At 73.4% G+C, this 21865-nt stretch carries 19 protein-coding genes and 1 pseudogene; 12 read left to right on the top strand and 8 right to left on the bottom strand.

Annotation, left to right across the window (positions count from 1 at the left end):
* Positions 1 to 42 precede the first annotated feature (42 nt).
* The 7 genes from pelF to GV126_RS30960 all read left to right on the top strand — a co-directional run bounded on the left by pelF (position 43) and on the right by GV126_RS30960 (position 7684).
* A complete protein-coding gene (gene pelF, locus GV126_RS30990) occupies positions 43 to 1752 on the top strand; it encodes a GT4 family glycosyltransferase PelF (protein ID WP_159672838.1) in 1710 nt (569 codons plus the stop codon).
* Positions 1749 to 3152, top strand: a complete 1404-nt coding sequence (locus GV126_RS30985) for a hypothetical protein (RefSeq protein WP_159672836.1) — start codon at positions 1749 to 1751, stop codon at positions 3150 to 3152. The genes pelF and GV126_RS30985 overlap by 4 nt, the downstream gene beginning before the upstream one ends.
* A 222-nt stretch (positions 3153 to 3374) precedes the next feature.
* Positions 3375 to 4376, top strand: a complete 1002-nt coding sequence (locus GV126_RS30980; RefSeq protein WP_159672834.1) for a GDP-mannose 4,6-dehydratase — start codon at positions 3375 to 3377, stop codon at positions 4374 to 4376.
* 30 nt (positions 4377 to 4406) lie between these two features.
* Positions 4407 to 5120, top strand: coding sequence for a nucleotidyltransferase family protein (locus GV126_RS30975; protein WP_159672832.1), 714 nt, complete (start codon positions 4407 to 4409; stop codon positions 5118 to 5120).
* 7 nt (positions 5121 to 5127) lie between these two features.
* Positions 5128 to 6057, top strand: a complete 930-nt coding sequence (locus tag GV126_RS30970; RefSeq protein WP_159672830.1) for an NAD-dependent epimerase/dehydratase family protein — start codon at positions 5128 to 5130, stop codon at positions 6055 to 6057.
* Entirely contained in the window at positions 6054 to 6716 is a 663-nt protein-coding gene (locus GV126_RS30965) for a spherulation-specific family 4 protein (protein ID WP_159672829.1), read from the top strand. The genes GV126_RS30970 and GV126_RS30965 overlap by 4 nt, the downstream gene beginning before the upstream one ends.
* Complete coding sequence (locus tag GV126_RS30960; RefSeq protein WP_159672827.1) at positions 6713 to 7684, top strand: endo alpha-1,4 polygalactosaminidase; 972 nt, start codon at positions 6713 to 6715, stop codon at positions 7682 to 7684. Before GV126_RS30965 ends, GV126_RS30960 begins: the two co-directional genes overlap by 4 nt.
* A 315-nt stretch (positions 7685 to 7999) precedes the next feature.
* Here GV126_RS30960 and GV126_RS30955 read toward each other — a convergent pair whose 3' ends face one another.
* The 4 genes from GV126_RS30955 to GV126_RS30940 all read right to left on the bottom strand — a co-directional run bounded on the left by GV126_RS30955 (position 8000) and on the right by GV126_RS30940 (position 11698).
* Positions 8000 to 8371, bottom strand: coding sequence for a hypothetical protein (locus GV126_RS30955; protein ID WP_201299898.1), 372 nt, complete (start codon positions 8369 to 8371; stop codon positions 8000 to 8002).
* Between the two features lie 90 nt (positions 8372 to 8461).
* Positions 8462 to 9100 (bottom strand): hypothetical protein, encoded by a 639-nt coding sequence (locus GV126_RS30950; protein WP_159672825.1) that lies wholly within the window; start codon positions 9098 to 9100, stop codon positions 8462 to 8464.
* Between the two features lie 42 nt (positions 9101 to 9142).
* A complete protein-coding gene (locus GV126_RS30945; protein ID WP_159672823.1) occupies positions 9143 to 9871 on the bottom strand; it encodes a YqjF family protein in 729 nt (242 codons plus the stop codon).
* A 348-nt stretch (positions 9872 to 10219) separates the two neighbouring features.
* Complete coding sequence (locus GV126_RS30940; RefSeq protein ID WP_201299897.1) at positions 10220 to 11698, bottom strand: MFS transporter; 1479 nt, start codon at positions 11696 to 11698, stop codon at positions 10220 to 10222.
* 201 nt (positions 11699 to 11899) lie between these two features.
* Between GV126_RS30940 and GV126_RS30935 the strand changes: the two genes are divergently transcribed.
* From GV126_RS30935 to GV126_RS30925, 3 genes are all read left to right on the top strand, one after another.
* Positions 11900 to 12238 (top strand): ArsR/SmtB family transcription factor, encoded by a 339-nt coding sequence (locus tag GV126_RS30935; protein ID WP_159672821.1) that lies wholly within the window; start codon positions 11900 to 11902, stop codon positions 12236 to 12238.
* 326 nt (positions 12239 to 12564) lie between these two features.
* On the top strand, positions 12565 to 13764 hold the full coding sequence (locus tag GV126_RS30930; protein WP_159672819.1) for a hypothetical protein: 1200 nt from the start codon (positions 12565 to 12567) through the stop codon (positions 13762 to 13764).
* 11 nt (positions 13765 to 13775) lie between these two features.
* Positions 13776 to 14366, top strand: coding sequence for a hemerythrin domain-containing protein (locus GV126_RS30925; RefSeq protein ID WP_159672817.1), 591 nt, complete (start codon positions 13776 to 13778; stop codon positions 14364 to 14366).
* A gap of 86 nt (positions 14367 to 14452) precedes the next feature.
* Here the strand turns inward: GV126_RS30925 and GV126_RS30920 are convergent, their stop codons facing one another.
* Positions 14453 to 14890, bottom strand: a complete 438-nt coding sequence (locus tag GV126_RS30920) for a hypothetical protein (protein WP_159672815.1) — start codon at positions 14888 to 14890, stop codon at positions 14453 to 14455.
* A gap of 559 nt (positions 14891 to 15449) precedes the next feature.
* On the opposite strand from GV126_RS30920, the gene GV126_RS30915 reads away from it, so the two are divergent.
* Positions 15450 to 16784 carry an Orn/Lys/Arg family decarboxylase gene (locus tag GV126_RS30915; RefSeq protein ID WP_236570194.1) on the top strand — a complete coding sequence of 445 codons (1335 nt, stop codon included), beginning with the start codon at positions 15450 to 15452 and terminating at the stop codon, positions 16782 to 16784.
* Positions 16785 to 17018: 234 nt separating this feature from the next.
* Here the strand turns inward: GV126_RS30915 and GV126_RS30910 are convergent, their stop codons facing one another.
* From GV126_RS30910 to GV126_RS37520, 3 genes and pseudogenes are all read right to left on the bottom strand, one after another.
* A complete protein-coding gene (locus tag GV126_RS30910) occupies positions 17019 to 18515 on the bottom strand; it encodes an MFS transporter (RefSeq protein WP_159672813.1) in 1497 nt (498 codons plus the stop codon).
* A 216-nt stretch (positions 18516 to 18731) separates the two neighbouring features.
* A pseudogene (locus tag GV126_RS30905) lies at positions 18732 to 19316 on the bottom strand (TetR/AcrR family transcriptional regulator).
* The gene (locus GV126_RS37520) at positions 19274 to 19438 is read right to left on the bottom strand and encodes a hypothetical protein (RefSeq protein ID WP_236570193.1); all 165 of its coding nucleotides are present in this window, start codon (positions 19436 to 19438) and stop codon (positions 19274 to 19276) included. The pseudogene GV126_RS30905 and the gene GV126_RS37520 overlap by 43 nt, the downstream one beginning before the upstream one ends.
* Positions 19439 to 19798: 360 nt before the next feature.
* Here GV126_RS37520 and GV126_RS30895 point away from each other — a divergent pair.
* Positions 19799 to 21865: non-ribosomal peptide synthetase (locus GV126_RS30895; protein WP_236570192.1), on the top strand; the 2067-nt coding region annotated here is incomplete at its 3' end.

The following is a 21865-nucleotide window of genomic DNA, read 5'->3' as shown; positions in this document are numbered from 1 at the left end:
GACCGGCACGACCACCCCACTCCTCGGCCGTGGAGCACCTGGATGCACGTTCACCACGGCGCGCGCCGCACCGACCCGGCGCGCGTCACCCTGCTCACCGAAGGCACCTATCCCCACAGTCACGGCGGCGTCAGCGTCTGGTGCGACCAGCTCGTCCAGGGCATGCCCGACCTGGAGTTCGACGTGCTCGCCGTCACCGGCACCGGCCGGGAGCCCGTCGTGTGGGAGCTGCCCGCGCACGTGACCCGTGTGCTGTCGGTCCCCATGTGGGGCGCCCCGCCCGAGGGCCGTCCGCCACGCGGACGTGCCCGCAACCGGCTCGCCGCCGCCTACGAACGGTTCCTGACCGCGCTGGTCGATCCGTGCGCCGAGGACGGCTTCGCCCCCGCGCTGTACACGATGGCGCGCGCCGCCGCCGACGGAGCGCTGAGCACCTTCCTCCGCGGCGACCAGGCGGTCTCCGTGCTGAGCGCCGTGTGGAACCGGCCCGGGCTGGTGGTGCGCGAAGCGCGGCCGACCCTGCACGACGCGCTCACCGCCACCGGGCTGCTGGAGCACGCGCTGCGGCCGCTGGCCGCGCCGCCGCCGGACGGCGGGGTGGCCCACGCCGTCAGCGGCGGGGTCGCCGTGCTGCCCGGTCTTGCCGCGCTCGAACAGCACGGCGTTCCCCTGCTGTTGACCGAGCACGGCGTCTATCTGCGCGAGCGCTACCTCGGCTACCGCACCGCGCCGTACCGGTGGCCGGTGAAGGCGGTCGTCCTCGGCTTCTTCCGGCTGCTGGCCGAGGAGAGTTACCGCAGCGCGGCGCTGATCACCCCCGGCAACCGCTACAACCGGCTGTGGGAGGAGCAGGGCGGCGCCGATCCGCACGCGATCCGCACCGTCTACAACGGCGTGGATCCGGCCGCGTTCCCGCCGGCCGGACCCGAGCCGGAGACGCCCACGCTCAGCTGGGCCGGCCGGGTCGATCCGATCAAGGATCTGGAGACCCTGATCCGTGCCTTCGCCCTGGTGAGGGCCGAACTCCCCGAGGCACGGCTGCGGTTGTTCGGCGGCACGCCGCGCGGCGGCGAGGCCTACCGGGAGCGCTGCGAGGCGCTGGCCGCCGAACTCGGGCAGGCGGACGCCGTCCGCTTCGAGGGCCGGGTGGAGGACATCAAGGACGCCTACGCCGCCGGCAACGTGGTGATGCTGTCCAGCATCAGCGAGGGGTTCCCGTTCACGCTGATCGAGGCCATGTCGTGCGGGCGGGCCACCGTCTCCACCGATGTGGGCGGGGTGCGGGAGGCCGTCGGCGACACCGGCCTGGTGGTGCCGCCGCGCGACCCGGCCGCCATGGCCGCCGCCGCGCTGCGGCTGCTCGGCGATCCCGGACGCCGCCGGGCGATGGGCGAGGCGGCCCGGCTGCGGGTCATCGAGCAGTTCACACTGCGCCGGACCATCGACACGTTCCGCTCCATCTACTTGGAACTGTCGCAGGGACGGCGGCAGACGCCGGCTCCCGTCGCGGCGCCGGTGCCCCGGGCCGACGCGCTCACCGTCCCGGCGGGCGCGATGCGTCCCGCACCCGCGGGCGGCCCCGGAGACCCGGGAGGGCAGGGACGCTCGGGAAGCCCGGGACATCCGGGACCTTTCGGAGTTCCGGGAGGTCTCGGAGCCCCGGCGGGCGTCCCGACGTTCGCCCCGGCACCGGCCGACGGGCAAACGCCGGCGTCCCCGGCCGGACCGGTCCCGGGGAGCGTGGCGATATGAGCGGGCCCCTGTCCCTGGAACCGGGCGGCGCGGAGCAGGACACCCTGGCGATCCGCCTCGCCGCCCCCCGGCGCCTCCGGCCGCGCAGGACGGACGACAGCACCCTCGCCCTGCGGCTGCCGCGACTCGGCCCCGACGAGGAGGAGATCAGCCGACTCGCCGCCGAACTGGCCGACCGCATCGGCCCGGCCGTCCACCCCTACGAGGTCGCCGCGCTGCTGGAGGCGGAAGGCCTGTCCGCCGACGTCATCCGGCACCGGTACGGACACCCGAACCTGTTCTCCCTGGCCTCGGCACTGTACGAGCGGGTCCCGCGCACCTTCCCCGAGCCCGCGCCGGCGAGCGACCCGTGGCGGCCGGATACTGTGCGCTGCCTGCTGCGCGGCGTCCTGTTCGCGCTGCCGGGGCTGGCCTATCTGCTGGCCGGACCGCTGTGGCAGCCCGGCACCCATCTGTCCGCGCTCGTCGTGGCCGGCATCGTCTCCTGGGCGTGGGGCCAGGCCCTCGGCCACCGCGCCCACCTGCGGATGACCACCGGCCGCCGGGAGGCCGGCCGCACCCTGCTGACCGGTGCCCCGCTGGGCGCCGTCCTGGCCACCATCGCCGCGGCCCCGCTGACCGGCGGCACGACGGTCCTGTGGGTGGTGGCGGCGCAGTCGGCGTACCTGGCGGCGGCCGGAGTGCTGCTGGTGCTGGCCCGGGAGCGGTGGCTCCTGGCCGCGCTCTCCCCACTGGCCGTCGGCGCCGCGCTGCTGCCGTGGTGGGAGCCGGGGACGCTGCCGCGGGCCGGGCTGCCGCTGCTGGCGCTGTCGGCCACCCTGGCGGCCACGGCCCGGGCGCTGTGGGGCGTCCTCGCGGTGCCGGCCGCCGCCGACGGCCCGCGACCGCGCCTCGCGGTGTCCCTGCCGTACGGTCTGTTCGGCCTGGCCGCGGCGGTCCTGGTGCTGTTGGAGGGGCGGCGGCACCCGTACGCGGTGATCGCGCTGACGGTGAGCATGGGACCGGCCGAGTGGCTGCTGTACCGCTACCGCGGCTGGTCGGTGGCGGCGCTGCGCCGGGCCACTGCACCCACCGGGTTCCTGCTGCGCTCGGCCGGCATCCTCGGCCTGTGTCTGTTCGCCTACCTGGCGCCGCTGCTGCCCGCGGCGCTGGTCACCGGCGCGCCACCGACGGAACTGCTGCTCCTGGCCGCGACGTTGTGGACGGCGCTGCTGCTCCAGGCGTTCGGGGCGGCCTGGCCGCCGGCCGGGATCTGTGTCCTGGCGGCGGGCTGCGCCGGAGCGGCGGCACTGCTGCGGCTGCCACCCGGGGCGGCGCTGCCGCTGTGCTGCGGCGTCGCCGCGCTGTGCCTGTCGGCCTGTGCGCTGCGGTTGCTCGGCCGCCCCGCCCCGCACATGTGACCCACGGCTCCACCGGACGACCCCACCGCCGAGCGGCACGGCCGGCGCATCGCACACGTGGGCCACCCCCGCGGACGCACACCCCGTGGCACCGCCCGCAACACATCCGCGAGCACACCTGCGGAGCCACCCGGCACCCACATCGGGAAACGCCCCCAGAAGACGCCACGTCCGACGCACCCGAACCCGACCCCCGAGCAACCCAACCGAGAGGAACACGAGTTGACATCCGCACCGCTCGCCGCCGTCACCGGGGCCGAGGGCTTCATCGGCTCCCATCTCACCGAGGCGCTCGTCGCCTCGGGTCACCGGGTCAGGGCCATGGCCCAGTACAACTCCTTCTCCTCCTACGGCTGGCTGGAGACCCTGTCCGCCGACGTCCTGGACCAGGTGGAGATCGTCCTCGGTGACGTCCGCGACCCCGGCTCCGTCCGCGGACTGCTGGAGGGGGCCGACTGCGCCTACCACCTGGCGGCCCTCATCGCGATCCCCTACTCCTACCAGGCGCCGCACAGCTACGTGGACACCAACGTCACCGGCACCCTCAACGTGCTGGAGGCGGTCCGCACCCTCGGCACACCGCGCCTGGTGCACACCTCCACCAGCGAGACGTACGGCACCGCGCGGACCGTGCCGATCACCGAGGACCACCCCATCAACACCCAGTCCCCCTACGCCGCGTCGAAGGCGGGCGGGGACCGGCTCGTCGACAGCTACCACGCGAGCTTCGACACCCCGGTGGTGACGCTGCGGCCCTTCAACACCTTCGGGCCGCGCCAGTCGATGCGCGCGGTGATCCCCACCGTCATCGGCCAGGTGGCGGCCGGGCAGCGCACCATCACCCTCGGCGATCTGCGGCCCACCCGCGACTTCACCTACGTGAAGGACACCGCGCAGGCGTTCCTCGCCGTGGGCACGGCCGACGCCGGGCGGGTGGTGGGCCGCACGTTCAACGCGGGCACCGGCGGGGAGATCTCGGTCGGCGACCTCGTCGCGCTGATCGGCAAGGTGATGGACACCCCGCTGGACGTGCGCGAGGACCCCGAGCGGCTGCGCCCGGCGAACTCGGAGGTGATGCGGCTGGTCGCGGACGCGACGCGGCTGGCCGAGGCCACCGGCTGGCGGCCCGCGCACACGCTGGAGCAGGGCCTCGCCCACACCGTGGAGTTCTTCCGTGACCCGGCCAACCTGGCCCGCTACAAGACCGGCATCTACAACATCTGACCCGTCGGCACGTCCACGAAGGAGAGGCCCATGCACGCAGTGATACTGGCCGGAGGCAAGGGCGTCCGGCTGCGGCCCTACACCACGGCGCTGCCCAAGCCGCTCGTCCCCATCGGCGACCAGCACGCCATCCTGGAGATCGTGCTGCGCCAGCTCTCCGCGGCCGGCTTCGCCAGCTGCACCATCGCCATCGGCCATCTGGGCGAGATCATCCGCGCCTACGTCGGCGACGGCTCCCAGTGGGGCATGCGCGTCGACTACTCCACCGAGGACAGCCCGCTGGGCACCATGGGACCGCTGCTGACCATGCGGGACCGGCTGCCCGAGACGTTCCTGGTGATGAACGGCGACGTCCTCACCGACCTCGACTACGCCGACGTGCTGCGCCGTCACCGCGCCTCAAACGCCCCGCTGACCATCGCGACGTACGCCCGCCAGGTGCACATCGACTTCGGGGTGCTGACCACGGACGCCAGCAAGGTGGTCGCCTTCACCGAGAAACCCAAGATGGACTACCGCGTCTCCATGGGCGTGTACGGGCTGTCCCGTGCCACGCTCGACGGCTACACGCCCGGCCTGCCGCTGGGCTTCGACGAACTGGTGCTGGACCTGCTCGCCGACGGGCGTCCGCCGCACGCCTACGAGTTCGACGGATACTGGCTGGACATCGGCCGTCCCGACGACTACGACCGGGCCAACGCCGAGTTCACCACCCGCAAGTCGCTGCTGCTCAAGGGAGCCTGAGCCCCCCATGCGCATTCTCGTCCTCGGCGGCACCGGATACCTCGGGCGCCACGTCACCGGTCACCTGCGGGGCCTGCCCGGCGCCCGGGTGTCCGGCGCCGGCCGCTCCCCGGGGGCCGGCGCCGCCCTCCGGATCGACCTCGGCCGCGACACGCCGGAACGGGTGGCCGAGCTGATCGCCTCGGCGGCCCCGGACGCCGTCGTCAACTGCGCGGGCGCGACCGGCGGCGACGCCGTCACCCTCGCGGAGGTCAACGCCCGAGGACCCGCCGTGCTCGCCGCGGCGTTGCGCGAGGCGGCGCCCGCGGCCCGGCTGGTGCACCTCGGCTCGGCCGCCGAGTACGGCCCGGGCGCGCCGGGGACGAGGGTGACCGAGTCCGCGGCCACCTGCCCGCTCGGCCCGTACGGGGCCACCAAACTGGCGGGCACGGTCGCGGTGACCGCCTCCGGGCTGGACGCGGTGGTGCTGCGGGTGGGCAACCCGGTGGGACCCGGCGCGCCGGTGACCGGGCTGCCCGGCCGGATCGCCTCGCTGCTGCGCGCGGCCGGCCCGGACGCCGGTGCGGTGCTGCGGCTGGGCGACCTGTCGGCGTACCGCGACTTCGTCGACGTACGCGACGTGGCCCGGGCGGTGGGGCTCGCCGTCACGGCGGCCGGGCCGCTGCCACCGGTGCTCAACATCGGCGGCGGCGAGGCCGTCGAAGTCCGCGAGCTGGTGCGGCGCCTGGCGGACACGGCGGGTTTCACCGGGCGGATCGAGGAGGACGGGGGCGGCTCGGACCGATCGGCCGAGGTGTCCTGGCAGTGCTCCGACATCACCGCCGCCGACGCCGCCCTGGACTGGCGGCCGAAACACCCCCTCGACGAGTCACTGGCCGCGCTGTGGGCCGCGGCGCGGACGGCCCCGCACGGTCCGGGAGGCGACGGCACACCGTGAGCCTGCTGATTCCGCTGTACGTCCACCCCGCCGAGGACCCCGGCGCCTGGCACCGGCTGATCAGGGCGGCGGCGCACACCTACGGGGTGGTGCTGAACCCGGCGAGCGGGCCGGGGAACGCCCCTGACGCGGCGTTCGCCTCGGTGGCGAGCGCGCTGCGGGAGGCCGGCGCGCGCCTGCTCGGGTACGTGGACACCGACTACGGGGCGCGCGATCCCGCCGAGGTCGCCGACGAGGTGCGCCGGCACCGGGAGTGGTACGCGGCCGACGGCTGCTTCCTGGACCGGGTGACCGCCGCGCCGGACGGACTGGCCGCCTGTCGCCGGCTGGTCCGCTCCTCCCGCCGGCTCGGCGCCGCGACGGTGGTGCTGAACCCGGGTGTGCACCCCGCGCCCGGCTACGCCCGGCTCGCCGATCTGACGGTCACCTTCGAAGGGCACTGGTCGACCTATGTGTCGGCGTTCAGCCGCCCGTCGTGGACCGCTCGGCAGCAGCCGGGACGGCTGTGTCACCTCGTCTACGGCGTGCCCGAGGCGCTGGTGCCGCTGGCCGTGCGCACGGCGCGCGAGCGCGGTGCGGCCGTGTGCGGACCGGTGACGGGCGAACCCCCCAATCCCTGGGTCGAGTTGACCCCCGCGTTGACCGGGACGGAGCGATGAGGAAGACGGCGAGGACGGCACTGACGGGTGCGGCGGTGCCGGCCGCGCTGGCGCTCCCGGCACTGGCCGGCTGCTCGGGCACGGACCGCGGCGAGGGCGCGCACCGGCCGGCCGGCACGGGCGGCTCGCAGGTCCCGGGCGGTGCCGGCGGAACGGCGCCGGGGTCCGCGCGCCCCTCGGCGCCCGGCGCGTCGCACCCGTCCGCGTCCGGCCGCCCCTCTCGCACCTCTGGGCCAGGCTCGCCCGCCGCGTCCGGCGGCCCGCGCAAGGCCCTGTGGCGGCCGCGCCCGGGCCTGACCTGGCAGTGGCAGCTCGACGGCAGGGTCGATCCCTCCATCGACGTGCCCGTCTACGACATCGACGGCTTCGAGAACTCCGCCGCGGACGTGGAACGTCTGCACCGCGCGGGCCGCAAGGTGATCTGCTACGTCAACGTCGGCTCCTGGGAGGACTTCCGGCCCGACAAGGACGCCTTCCCGCGTTCGCTGCTCGGCGCGGCCAACGGCTGGAAGGGCGAGCGCTGGCTGGACATCCGCCGCCTGGACGTGCTGCGGCCGATCATGGAGCGCCGGTTCGACATGTGCCGGGACAAGGGGTTCGACGCGGTGGAGCCCGACCTGGTGGAGGGCTACGGCAACCGCACCGGTTTCCCGCTCACCGCGCGCGACCAGCTCCGCTACAACCGCATGATCGCCGCGATGGCGCACGAGCGGGGCCTGTCGGTCGGGTTGAAGAACGACCTGCCGCAGATCCCCGAGCTGGTGGGCGACTTCGACTTCGCCGTCAACGAGGAGTGCGCGCAGTACGGCGAGTGCGCGCGGCTCACCCCGTTCATCGAGGCGGGCAAGGCGGTCTTCCACGTGGAGTACGCCGAGCCGACCAGCAGCTTCTGCTCCCAGTCCCGGCGCCTGCACCTGTCGTCCATGCTGAAGAAGCCGGAGCTCGACCCCTGGCGCAAGCCTTGCTGATGGCGAAGCGCTCAACGCCTACGAGAACGTGATGAGGCCGTTCGTCACGTCCGACCAGACGCTCGCGGGCGATGGCTGCGCACTCTCTCCGGTCTTCCCGCCGAGCGGGCGCACGCCGAGTACAGCGCTCTCACGCTTCCCGACCACCACTGACCTACGGCCTGCGGTCCACTTCCAGGTGCCCGGCCGCCGACAGCCCGTGGGAGGTCGAGGGACGCGCCCAGGCCGCCGGCCCGGTAGCGCACGTTGCGCCTCGTCCCGGCGAGCGGACACGCGGCCGTTCATCGTCCCGGGCGACCCCTGACGGCCGTCTCTCTAACCGCCGGGCCTGCGCAGCCAGGCGGTGATCCAGCCCGTCTGCATCGCGGCGTCGAGGAGGTAGGTCGGCCGGATGCGCCGGCGGGGGACGTAGACGAGATCGACGGCCAGCAGGGTCAGCGCGGGGCCCAGGCCGATGCGGCGGGCCGGCGCCCGCCCCCGGGGATCGGGCGCCGCCGCCAGCTGGGTGAGGCCGGCGGAGACCAGCAGTCCGCCGGTCGTCTTCTGAAGCCACACGTCGGTCTTCGGTCCGAAGACCCACTCGAAACTGCGCAGGTGCATCAGCGGCCACAGCCCGCCCAGCAGGTTGAAGACACCGTGCAGGACCGCGACACCGTCCGCGTCGCCCCGGTCTGTCCTACGGCTCACGGCGCCTCCCTTCGTACGGCCCGTCGGGTGCGGCCCGTCGGATACGGCCCGTCGGGTACGGCGAACTCGGGTACCCCCTGAGCCGTGGTCTCACTCCGGTGCGAGCGCCACCGTCGTCGTGACCCGGACGAGCGAGGGGTTCCTCGGCACCGACCCGAAGCCGAAGCGGACGGGCGGCTCCACCGGTGTCGTGGCACCGAGGTCGGCGCCTTCGAAGAACGCCGAGACCACGCGCACCGGCCGCAGGACCCGGGCGCCGTACCACTCGCGGCGGCCCGCGCCGGCACTGCCCCGGGTCCGTACCCCGGGCAGCAGCAGACGGGCCGGCCCGTCCGTGAGCGTGCTCCACCACGGACGGCGGGCGAGGGCACCGGGCACGGCCCGCAGGACCGCACCCAACGGCCCGCGCCGCTCGGCGACGAACCGCAGCTCCAGCGGGCCGGCGGTGACCGTCCAGGTGTGGTGCGCGACCTCGACCCGCACGGGGACGACGCGCACGGTGTCGAAGACGTAGGTGCTGCCGATGAAGTCCGCGGTCTGCCGGGTGGGGGCCAGCAGCAGCCGCTCCCCGTCGGCCCGCTCCAGCATCACGTCGCTGAACGGGCCGAACGGCGACCGCTGCCAGTGGCCGAGCACGACCCGTGTCCCCGAGGACGTGCCCAGGCCCGCGATCCACCCCTCGAAGCGCAGCAGCCGCGGCCGCGCACCCGCCCCGGGAGCCCGGCTCATGCGCGGACTCCGGCGGGCGCGGCCCCACGCCGGGGGCCGGTCTCAGGACGCGGCGGCCGTCGGCGCGCAGGGCCGTGACACTCCGAGGCGCACATGCCGGGCTCCTTCCGAGAAGTGGACCACGGGCGCGCCGGAAGGGGCCGGCAGTCCGGCGGTGGCGGTCAGCGTCTCCTCCAGCCCCTCCGCGGGGGCGGCGGCCAGCGGCCACGGCTCGTGCTCCACGGGGGTTTCCCACAGCAGGCCGAGCCGGCGGGTGTAGGCCCGCCAGCGCGAGGTCAGCCACACGTCCCGCTCCGTGGGCCGCTCGATCGGGCGGCCGGGCCGGACGACCAGACGGTAGGAAGCCCGGCCGGTTCCTCTCCTGCCGGAGTAGGCGACGGTGTGGCCCTCCCGGGCGACCTCCAGGGCACCCGGGTGGTACGGCGCGCCGATCCCGCGCGCCGCCAGCATGAGCGGGCAGGCGACCTCCAGGGACAGGAACCACAGGCCGTCCCGGCCGTCGGGGTGCCGCACGTAGGTGCGCAGGTTGGTCTCCGCGAACGCCGGGAGACCGGGCAGCGCGGCCGGTACGCCGGGCGGGCGCAGGCCCGCCATCACGAAGGGCGTGAACCCGACCCAGGCGGCCCCCTCGTATTCGTCCACGACCAGTGGCTCGGGCACCAGCGCCCGGACCGCCTCGGGCGGGTAGGACCAGTGGACGAACGTCTGCGTCAGCCAGCCCGCCCGCAGCGCCGGCAGCCGTACCCGCTGCTCCGGTTCGTACGCCGCCACGGACGCCGGGTCCCCCTGCCCGGCCGACGAAAACGCGCCGGTGAGCCTGCGGCCCCGGCCGGTGAGACCGCGGCGCCGGCGCCGGGTGGCGGTGCGCACCGCCACCCGGCCCGGAGACGCCCGCCGGAAGCCCGGCCGGAACCGGGCCGAGGCCGCCGACCCGGAGGCCGCCGTCCGAGACCCGCCGCCCGAAACCCGCGTCCGGGAGTTGTCGCCCGGGGCCCGTGGTCCGGGACCTGCCGTCCTGGTCCCGTCGTGCAGGGCCTGCCGTCCTGGACCTGTCGTCCGGGACCTGCCGTCCTGGTCCCGTCGTCCAGGACCTGCCGTCCAGGACCCGCCGTCCGTGAATCAGCGCGTCGTGAGGGCCTCTGCGCCGTCCGGCGCGGCCGCGGTGGCGGGTACGGGCGGCACGTGTCGCCGCAGGGCGAGCGTGACCAGAAGGCCGACGACCATGCCCGCCGCGGTGAGCAGCACCACCCTGAACTCGCCGTCGGCCGTGGCGGCCCTCAGCGCCCGGCCGGCCTTGTGCTCGGTGCCGATGTCGGCGAGGACGGTGAAGACGGCCAGGCCGATGGCGTTGCCGATGTTGAGGGTGGTCGAGGCGATGCCGTTGGCCACGCCCTGCTCCTGCGGGGCGGTTCCGGTCGCGGCCGCGATCCACATCGCGGTCCACACGATGCCCTGGCCGACACCGGAGACGATCAGCCCGGGCACCAGCAGGCCGTAGCCGGCGTCGGCGTCGAAGCCGAAGGCGAGGACGGCCGTGCCGATCGTCCCGACGACGAAGCCGATGACCAGGGTGGTGTGGGTGCCGATCCTGCTGGCGAACCGCTCCCCGAGCTGGGTGCCGGTGGCGATCGCCAGCGACGGGATCAGGAAGCCGAGGCCGGTCTGCAGGGCGCTGTAGCCGTGCACGCTCTGCATGAGCACGGTGAGGAAGTACGGCAGGACACCGAAGGTCGCCATGTACAGGAAGGTGACGAGCATCCCGACGGTCAGGTGGCGGTTCTTGAGCAGCCGGAACGGCATCAGCGGATCGGAGCTGCGCGTCTCGACGAGGGCGAAGACCACCAGCAGGAGGGCGGCCAGCACGAACGCGCCGACCACGAGGCCGTCCCCCCAGCCCCGTTCGGGACCTTCGACGAGGGCCAACACCAGCAGCGTCGCACCGCCGGTGACACTGAGGGAGCCCGGGAGGTCGAACGCGCGGTGCTCGGTGCGGGCCGGGTCGCGCGGAATGACGTACAGCGCGCACAGGGCGATCAGGCCACCGAGGGGGACGTTGACGTAGAAGACCGCGGACCACCCGAAGTTCTCCGTGAGAACGCCGCCGAGCAGCGCGCCCAGGGTCAGACCGCTGGCTCCGGCGCCGCCCCAGGCCGCCAGGGCACGGTTGCGCTGGGGGCCCTCCTCGAAGAGCGTGTTGATCAGCGAGAGGGTGGACGGCAACAGCAGGGCACCGCCGATGCCCTGCACGGCACGGGCCACGACGATCACCTCGGGACCGGTCGCGAGGCCGCCGGCCAGCGACGACAGGGCGTACAGGGACAGGGCGAGCACGAACATCCGGCGTCGGCCCAGCAGGTCGGCCGCCCGCCCGCCGAACAGCAGGAAGCCACCGGCGAAGACGACGTAGGCGCTGACCACCAGCTGCTGGGTCTGGCCGGGGAAGCCCAGGTCCCGGCCGATCTCCGGGAGTGCCACGAACACGATGTTCAGGTCGAGGCCGTACAGCAGCTGCGCCAGCGCCAGCAGCGTCAGGATCCAGCCGAGGTGGCGTCGTGCGCCGCCCGGGGGGTCCCGGGGCGGCGCGGAGGTAGTGGACATGGTGGTGCGCTCCTTATGGATCTGCGCCGAGGGGGAGGCAGGGCAACCCCGCGGGTGCGACGCCCCGCATCCGTGATTGTTCGCATTCTTACGTACAGTCCGACCGTACGGCAACCTTCGTACAATGACGGTGGCGTCCGGAGCGAGCGATGCCCGGAGCGAGCCGCTGGAACCGTTCATATGTCGCGGTACTGTGGAACCATGAGCCTCCACCCGGACCGCGACCAGATTCGGATCGAGAACGTCCTGTCCGCGCTGGGCAGTCCTGTGCGACTCGCCGTCGTCCGCGTGCTCGACGCGGGCGGAGAGCACAACTGCAGTGCGGTGCTGCGGACTTTGGGGATCACCTCGAAGTCGACCATGACGCACCATTGGCGCGTGCTGCGGGAGAGCGGCGTCATCTGGCAGCACCCCTCCGGCAGGGAGAACCTGCTCTCCCTGCGGCGCGAGGATCTCGACGCCCGCTACCCGGGGCTGCTGGACGCCGTCCTGGCCGGGGCGGCCGACGACGAGGCGCTGACGGCGGCCGCGTCGAAATGACGGTGGCGGGGTCGAAATGACGGCGGCCGCGTCGAGATGGGGGCGGAGCCCTCGTCGCTGAACACCGCAGGAGCCGCGGTCGCGCGTGACGACGGCGGGGCGTGGGCCGTCGGTGAAGCACACGATCCCGCGGTCCGCCGGTCGCACCGGCCGAACAGCCCATGCGCCCGCCCGATGGGAGGAAGCGTCCGGGCGTCCGGGCGTGTGCGGTGGCCCGGTGGCCGCGATGGCCGAAACATGACCCGGGGGTGCCCTGACAACGGCCTGCCGCCGCGTCGACCCGTGGGCACCTGGCGGCCGAGCTTTCGCGAGGAGTGCTTCTTCCCATGTCCTTCAATCCGCTGGAGCAGCGGGGCATCCCGCTGGACCGCCAGGTGCGCAACTGGCGGGAGCTGAACGTGGAGCCGATCGACCCCGACCGGTGCGACCCCTACACCCGCTGCCGGGTCATCACGATGAACGGGATCGAGGTGGAGGCGATCCTCTTCAGCCACCAGCTCGCCCGGCACACCGCCGACCCGGAGATCAAACGGCAGCTCGCCCGGGTCCGGTACATCGAGGCGCAGCAGCAGAAGGTGGTGAACTGGCTGCTGCCGGGTGTGTCGTCGGTGCTGGAGACGACGATCGCCTACGAGCAGGTCGCGGTGGACCTGACGGCGTGGGTGGCGCGCATGGAGCCGGACCCCTATCTGCAGCAGGCCTACCAGTTCGGGGTGCTGGAGGACTTCGACCACCTGTACCGGTACGCGAACCTGTACGAGATGATCGAGCACCGCAAGGCGGAGTCGATCGTCGACAACCTCACCGAGGTCATGCCGGGCCGGCCCACCCGGTTCCACCACCGCGACGCTTACGACAACGTCCGCGACCCCTACGACCGGCACGCGGTGAACCCGCTGTCGAAGCTGCACGCGCTGACGATCATGTCCGCCGAGCAGCAGACCATGAACTTCTACATGAACACCGGCCCCACCTACATGGAGCCGATCGCCCGCCAGCTGTACCAGGAGATCGGGCTGATCGAGGAGGAGCACGTCACCCACTACGAGTCGCTCGTCGACCCGGGCGAGACCTGGTGGGAGCAGCTCGTCAACCACGAGTACAACGAGTGCTACCTGTACTACTCCTTCATGGAGCAGGAGAGCGACCCCAAGGTGAAGGCCATCTGGGAGCTGCACCTGAACATGGAGCTGGAACACCTGCGCGTCGCCTGCGACCTGATGCGCCGCCACGACGGCCGCGAGCCCCAGGAGGTCCTGGCGCCCGAGCTGCCCAACGTGCTCACCTTCGAACCGAACAAGCAGTACCTGCGCGAGTTGCTGGCCACCCAGATGGACCTGACCACCCTGGGCGCCGGCTATGTGCGCGAGGCGCACGAGCGGTTCGAGAAGATGCAGGAGCAGATCCACGGCGGCGAGGCGCCCCCCAGCGACCGTGTCATGGCCGGGCACGACGAGATGTTCGGCCGGGAGTACCGGGTGCAGTCGGAGGGCGAGCACCCCGACCCCGCGATGCGCGAGAAGTGAGGGCGGCGAAGATGTCCGACATCCACACCCCGCAGGCCGGTGACGACCGGGCCCCCGACGTCGATGTGGTCGCCCTGCTCATGCGCCAGCACGGCGACATCCGCAACCTGTTCGACGAGGTCGAGCAGAGTTCGGGCGAGGAACGCCGCGACGCCTTTCGCCGCCTGGTGCGGCTGCTGGCCGTGCACGAGACCGCCGAGGAGGAGGTCGTCCACCCGTTCGCCCGGCGTGCCCTGCCGGGAGGGGAGGGAGTCGTCAAGGACCGCCTGGCCGAGGAGAAGGAGGCCAAGGAGTCGCTCGCCGCACTGGACGGGACGGACACCGACGACCCGCAGTTCCTGCCGCGCCTGCGCGAACTGCGCACCGCCGTGCAGGAGCACGCGCGCGCCGAGGAACGCTACGAGTTCTCCCACATCCGCCGCCACGCCGACGTCACCACCCTCGCCTCCATGGCCAGGGCCGTCAAGGCGGCCGAAGCCGTGGCACCCACACACCCGCACCCCGGCGTCGAGTCGGCCGCGGCCAACCTGGCCCTCGGTCCCGTCGCCGCCCTGATGGACCGCACCAAGGACGTCGTCCGCAAGGCCATGGGCAAGGGCTGAGGGGGCTGGGCGCCTGTTGCTACAGTGGGCGCGCGTGGCCGGAGCCAGCTGCATTGGCTCCGGCCACGCGCCCGTCCGACGACGTGTCAGCCGTCGTAGCGCTTCAGGTAGAGCACCTTGCCGTACTTCTGGTCGAGCCAGATGCGCTGGTTGTCGGCGCTGCCGACCAGCCGCGGGTTGTCGAAGCGGTGCGGGGTCTGGCTGCCGGGGTTGACGGTGACGATGACGCGCTCCAGGCACCAGGCCGGGTACTTGCCCTCGGGCTCGAAGCGGATGTAGGCCGGGTACCGGTCCGGGTCGTCGGTGTCCAGCTGGGGCTGGCGCGGATCGTTGTAGTCGGGTTCCAGGACGTTGGCGCCCTCGCCGAGCACGTAGGTGAAGGTCTGGCCCTGCTGGAAGTCGTTGTTGCTGGAGTCCAGGGAGAACTCACGGCCGGCGATGCCGAGGTAGACCCAGCCGTCCGTGCCCGCCGATTCGACGTTCGCGGTGTAGAGGTACGCCTCGATCTTGTTGATGGCTGCCATGGGGTGTTCCTTTCGTGTCGTTCGAAGGAGGTCGGCGTTTCCCGTTCGGTTCCGGGCGCCGATCGGCCCTCCTGACGGGTCATACCCTGGGCGATCGGCCAGGGACCTGCCGTGAACAGGGGAGTGGAATCACAGGCTCCGAACCCCGCTCCCACCGCGCACGACGGGCGCGGGCAGTGACGTTCCTGCCGTCACGGCGGGCCCTGTGTACCCGCGGTACCAGCCCGGAGCCGCCGCACCGGCCGACCCACGGCGCACGCGCCGGCAGCCGCCCCGGACACCCCGGCGTCGCCGCCTCACCAGCCTGCTCGAAGCGGCGCACCCGGCCTGGCCTCCGGTCGGTCGATGCGGCGGCGCCGTTTTCCGCTCTCCCGGTGGTTTGCCGTCCGGGGAAAGGCTCGTGGCAAGGCGCGCTCGGACACTTGCCTGGACGGCGGCGTGGTGCCGCCGTCGACACGTGAGGGGGAGGCATGGCCGACAGCAGGATTCTGGTCGCGGTTCCACAGCACCCGCGCGCCGAGGCGCCCGGGCGGAGCAGCTGCGCAAGATCCGGGACGCGGTGGAGGCAGGCGGGTTCGAGGTGCGGTGGGCGGTCACCGCCGAGGACGCGGACGCCGTGCTGCGCACCGAGGCGGGACTGGCGGCGGCACTGGTCGCCTGGGACCTGCCCCGGGAGCGCCGGGGCCAGGCACCGGGGGCCGCACCGGCCGGAACGGTACCGGCCGACGGTGCCGTCGGCGCCCTGCCCGGCGGGGCCTCCGCACTGCTGGCCGCGCTGGTCCAGTCGGCGATGGTGCACGTACGGCCCGCTCCCCGGGCGCCCGTCGAGCACGACCGCTTCAACGAGGCGCTGATGATGCACGGCACCACCTCGCCGCTGTACCCGATGATCGCCTCGCTGGACGTGGCGACGGCGATGATGGACGGACCGCAGGGCCAGTGGCTGGTCAACGAGGCGGTGACCGAGGCCATCCGGTTCCGGCAGGAGATGGTGCGGCTGCGCCGGCGGATGGAGAACGCCGGGGACCGGCCGCCGTGGTTCTTCGGGGTGTGGCAGCCGGAGGAGGTCGTCCCCCCGGAGACCGGCGAACGCTTCGCCTTCGACGAGGCGCCGCCCGAGCTGCTGCGCACCACGCAGTCCTGTTGGCTGCTGGAGCCGGACGCCGCCTGGCACGGCTTTCCCGGGCTGACCGAGGGCCACTGCATGCTGGACCCGGTCAAGGTGACGCTGACCTGCCCGGGCATGACGGCCGCCGGCGAGATGGCGCCGGAGGGCATTCCGGCGCGGGTGCTGACGGCGTATCTGGCCAGGCGGAACATCGTGGTGGAGAAGACCGACAGCTACACGACCCTGATCCTGTTCTCCATGGGCATCACCAAGGGCAAGTGGGGCACCTTGCTGGACGCCCTGATGGACTTCAAGGCCCTGTACGACACCGACGCCCCGCTGGAGCGGGTCCTTCCGGACGTGGTCGCCGCCCATCCCAGGCGCTACGCCGGGACGACCCTGCGGGAGTTGTGCCGGCAGATGCACGAGCAACTGCGATCGGCACGCCTGGTGGAGCTGCTGGCCGCCGCGTCCCAGCAGCCCCGGGGGCCGGTGCCCCCGCCGCAGCACTGCTACCAGCGGCTGGTGCGCGGCGGCACCGAACGCGTCCGCCTCGCCGACGCCGCGCACCGCGTCGCCGCCGCGATGGTGACCGTCACCCCGCCGGGCATCCCGGTCCTGATGCCCGGCGAGAACACCGGCCCCCTCGACGGTCCGCTGCTGCGCTACCTCACCGCCCTGGAGTCCTTCGACCGCCGCTTCCCGGGCTTCCGCAGCGAGACCCATGGTGTGACGGTCGACGAGGAGACGGGCAGCTACGAGATCGAGTGCCTCACGAGGTCCTAGAGTCCCGCCGAAGCACCGGGTGGGGCCGCCGGAGCCCCGCCCGCCCGGCGCTGCCGGGCAGGGGCCACCGTCCGGGCCGACGATGTGCCCCAGCTTCGACCCCGCTTGTGCCCCCCTGTCGCGGACCGACTCACCGGAGCCTGACGATCAGCACACATGGGAGACGTTTCGCCTCCCCTGCTGCAACCGTGGCCCCGGTGCGTCGACGGCCGGGAACGCCCGAGCGCGCGGTGCTCAGGCGGCGGTGGCGGGCAGCTTCTCCCGTACGAGGGAGTAGAGCACCACCGATACGGCCATGACGCCCGCCGCGGTGAAGACGCCGGGCGCCCAGCTGCCCGTGGCGTCACGCAGGACACCGCTGACGACCGGGCTGGCCACCGCCCCGATCTCCGCGACCAGGTTGAACAGGCCGAAGAGGGATCCGCGGTGCTCTTCGGCGGCCAGGTCGCCGAGGATGCTGTGCACGATGGGCTGCAGGGCGTTGAAGAACAGGCCGGAGCAGAACAGGATCAGGCCGAGCAGCAGCAGGGACGGCTTGCCCGCGAGCAGGCTCGCGCCGAACGCGGCGGCCAGCACGGTGTGGACGACGGCGCACGCCACGGCGAGGGGTTTGCGTCCCTTGCCGGCCCGCACCCGGCGGTCGGCGATCCAGCCGCCGACGGGGAAGCCGATGATCCCGGCACCGGCGTTGAACGCGGCGGTCAGGGCGGCGGCGGTCAGACTGCTGTGCGCGGCCTCGGCGACGATCTGCACCGACCAGAACGAGAAGAACCACAGGTTCCACATGACGGCGACGAACCCGATGTGGACCAGCCACACGTTGCGGTGCAGCAAGGCCGCCGCGTGCCCGGCCCGGACGATGCCGCGCACCACGATCGTCAGCATCGCCGCGAAGAGCACGCCCGAGCCGATCGCGGTCAGCCACTCGGGCCAGCCGAAGGCGTCGGCGACCAGGAAGAGCGCGGTGATCAGGACGGCGGCCGGTACCGAGTAGCCGATCAGCCGCAGGGTGGGCGGCCCGAGCCGGAGGGGACGGTCGCCACGGGCCCGGAAGAAGGCCCAGCTCGCCGCGGAGACGACCAGCGAGCAGATCCCGAAGACGTACAGCGGCGCACGCCACGCGGCACCGCCCATGCCGAGGGAACCGGCACCCCAGTCGATGAGATGCGGGGTCGCCACCACGCCTGCGGTCAGACCGATGGACAGGCCGGACAGCACCACACCGAGGCCCACCGTGCGGCGCGCCGGCGGGGTGTGGGCGATGACCAGCACCCGGTCGTTGGAGTAGAAAACGCCTTCACCGAGCCCGGTGAGCACCCGGGCCACCACGAACCCGACCAGCCCGCCGGCCAGCCCGGACGCCAGGGTCATGAGCCCGGCCCAGAGCAGCGAGAGGACGAGCATCTCCCGGTGCCCGTACCGGTCGCCGAGCCGGCCGCCCGCGTACTGGGTGAGCATGTAGCCGGTGAAGAACATCGACCCGATCAGCCCGCCCAGTGCCGCGGGGTGTGTCGTGTCGCCGATGAAGCCGGCCTTGTTCTCGATCATCCAGGCGACCACCGGCCCGGTCACCGTGCGGTCGGCGTAGCTCACCACCCAGCCGGCGAGCAGAAAACCCCACAGATGCGTGTGGTGGCCGCTGAAGAGCGGCCGGCCGGGCGCGGCGGTGCCGGCCGACGCGGTGCCCGGTGTAGCGGTGCCGGGCCCGGTGGACAGGGCGGGATCCGTCATTGCGTCCCCCTCGACGCGAAGGTGCCGACCGCTCGCTCGGTCGGAAAGCGCTTGCTGCACTGTGCTGCCCGACAACATGGCAGCACTGATCGGCGCAGGTCAACGCTTGACTTCAGGGCAACGGGCACCTATGGGCGGGGACGAAGCGGTGGACAGGAGCGGCAGGGCGCGGGAGACGGCCCGGCTGCAAGGCGGAGGGGAGTGCAGATGGCGGGTTCACGGTGTGTCGGGCGGGTGGGTGAGTTGTAGGCGCGGTGCCGGCGGCAGCGGCGTGGGCGCTCGTCTCCGGTGCGGCGCGGAACGCCTCGATCACGTAGGCGGCGAACCGGCGGGAGGCGGTGACCCGGGCGGCACGCGGTGTGGCGCGCAGGCCCCGGTGGGCCGTCAGCATGAGGACGAGGTCGTCGACGACGAAACCGGGACGCAGTCGGCCGGTCCGCCGGGCGCGGCGGGCCGGTTCGCCGACCGCGCGCAGAGTCCGCTCCTGGTCGGCGGCGAAGTCCATGGCCTCGGGGAAGGCCGTCATGAAGGCGTCGGCGAAGCCCCGGCTGTGCGCGTGGAGTTCGCAGATCCGCTCGATCAAACTCTGGAAGCCGTGCCAGGGGTCGGCGTCCGCAAGGGCGTCCCGGACGGCGGTGTGGCAGGCCCTCCGCTGCTCGGCGAAGGTCTCCGTGATCAGCGCCTGCTTGGTCGGGAAGTGCCGGTACGGCGTGGCCGGGCCGACACCGCATGCCGGGCGACCTCGCGCATGGGCGCGCTCAGGCCCTTTTCGCCGAACACCGCGCGGGCGGCGTCCAGTATGCGGGCACGGTTGTCGCGGGCTTCGGGAGAGGCCGCGGGGCTGTTCCGTCGCAGCGCACCCTCGCCGGCCCCCACCCGGCGGCGGCCGCTCGGGCCACGGCCACCAGCCCCGCCTTGGTCACGGCGTACGGGGCCGTGCCGGGGGCGGCGCCGTGGGCGCGGACCGAGCCGACCAGCGGGCCACTCGGGTTGTGGGAGGAGCCCTGTACGCCTGAAGGTGACAGCGGCGGGGCAGGGGTGGCCGGCTGCGCGGCAGGGGCGCGCGGGCAGCCACGGGCAGCTCTCAGCGTCCTCTCAGCGGGCGTCGTTCAGGCTGGAGCACAGTGGGGGCCGCCCGGGAACCGGAGCCGGCCGGACGCGACGTCCGAAGCCTACGGGAACCCGGCACGGGAGCCTTCGGGAATCCGGCACGGCACCCCGAGAACCGTTCTCCGCGACCGAGCTCCGCAAAGTCCGTGATCCACACACCCCAGGGGAACGACATGACCTCCGGCGTCGCCGCTTCGCCGGCCGCCCCGGGCCGGGACCGCATGCTCCGTTCGGCCGGAGGCGGTGACGGACCGCACCGGTTCTTCGAGGACTCCTGTGACCGCACGCCCCGGGCCGTGGCCGTCGAGTGCGACGACCGGCGGGTGACGTACGCCGAACTGGACGCCCGGGCGAACCGGGTGGCCCACCACCTGCGGAGTCTGGGCATGGGCCCGGACAGCCGCGTGGCGCTGCTGCTGCCCAGATCCGTCGAGATGTACGCGTGCCTGTTGGGTGTGTGCAAGGCGGGTGCGGCGTTCGTGCCGATCGACCCTGCGGCACCGCCCGACCGGGTCGGTTTCATCCTGCGCGATGCCGGAGCCGCCGTCGTGCTGACCACGTCCGCCCTTGCGCGCGGTGCCGCCGAGGCGGCCGGGGCCACGGCGGAAACCGGGACGGTGCCCCGCCGGTCCTGCCGGATCGTCGAGATCGACACATGCGCCGCCGGCCTGGCGCGGCTCCCGGCCACGCGGCCCGAGACCCTGGCGAGCGGCACACCGGACCCTCTGGCCTACGTGATGTACACCTCCGGGTCCAGCGGCAGGCCCAAGGGCGTGGAGATCGCCCGGTCGAGCATCTGCACGTTTCTTCGCGTGGTCTCCCGCGTGTACGGCATCCGGCCCTCGGACCGCGTGTACCAGGGCATGACGATCTCCTTCGACTTCTCGATCGAGGAGATCTGGCCCACCTGGGCGGCCGGTGCCACGCTCGTCGCCGGGCCTGTCGGACCGGGACGACTGGGGGCCGATCTCGCCGAGTTCCTGGACCGGCACCGGGTGACTGTTCTGTACTGCGTGCCGACGCTGCTGGCGACCCTCCCGCGTGATGTGCCGGGCCTGCGCAGCGTGTTCGTCGGCGGTGAGGCGTGCCCGGCCGCGCTGGTGGAGCGGTGGAGCCGGCCGGGGCGGCGCCTGCTCAACACGTACGGGCCGACGGAGGCGACCGTCACCGCGACCTGTCAGGAACTCCGGCCGGGCCGCCCGGTGACGATCGGCCGGCCACTGCCGACGTACACGGCCGTCCTGCTCGACGAGCGGCTCCGGCCCGTGCCGGCGGGCGACGTCGGGGAGATCTGCCTCGGCGGGCCGGGGCTCGCCCGCGGATACGTGGGACGCCCGGACCTGACCGCGGACCGCTTCGTCCGGCACGCCCTCGCGCCCGGGGACGGCCGCCTGTACCGCACCGGGGACCTCGGCAGGCTGACCGCGGACGGGGAGATCGAGTATCTGGGCCGGATCGACGCGGAGGTGAAGATCCGCGGCTACCGGGTGTCGCTGGAGGAGATCGACAACGTCCTGCTGGAGGACCCCGGTGTCGCACAGGCGGCCACGGCGCTCGTGCCACGGCAGGGCGGCGCGGGCATGCCCGGCGGCGCGGCACACCGGGGGAACGGCTCGGCAGGAGCGTGCGACGGCGGCGCCGGAGAGCCCTTGCTCGCCGCCTACGTCGTCCGGGCGGCGGACGGGCGGCGAACCGGAGACGAGGAGCTTGCCGCGCGCCTGGCCGATCGCCTGCGGCGTCCCCTGCCCGCCTACATGGTCCCGGCGACACTCGACTTCCTGGACCGGCTGCCGGTGTCGTCCAGCGGCAAGACCGACCGCGCCCGGCTGCCGCGGCCCTCCGGTCGCCGGCTCACCGCGGCCGGCCGTACGACTCCCACGACCGCCACGTCCGCTGTCCGCGACGAGCGGGAGGCGCGGGTGCGCGACGCCTGGGCGGCGGCGCTCGCCATTCCGCCCGCCGAACTGCCGGCCGAGGCGGACTTCTTCACCGACCTCGGCGGGCACTCCCTGCTCGCCGCCCACGCCGTGTCCCTGCTGCGGGAGCGGGACGACGGCGTTGGACCCACCCTGCGCGACCTCTACGAGAACCCGACCGTGCGCTCGTTCACGGCCCGTGTGTACGCGCCACCGCGAGCACCGGACGTACGGGGCACCCCGGAGGCATTGAGTACCTCCGAGGCACCGGACGCGACGCAGGCGCCACAGGGGACCCAGGCCACGCAGGGGACGTTCCCGCGC

It is taken from the genome of Streptomyces mexicanus (genome assembly GCF_902506575.1).
Classification (GTDB): Bacteria; Actinomycetota; Actinomycetes; order Streptomycetales; family Streptomycetaceae; genus Streptomyces; species Streptomyces mexicanus.
This window is presented reverse-complemented; position numbering and strand designations above follow the sequence as displayed.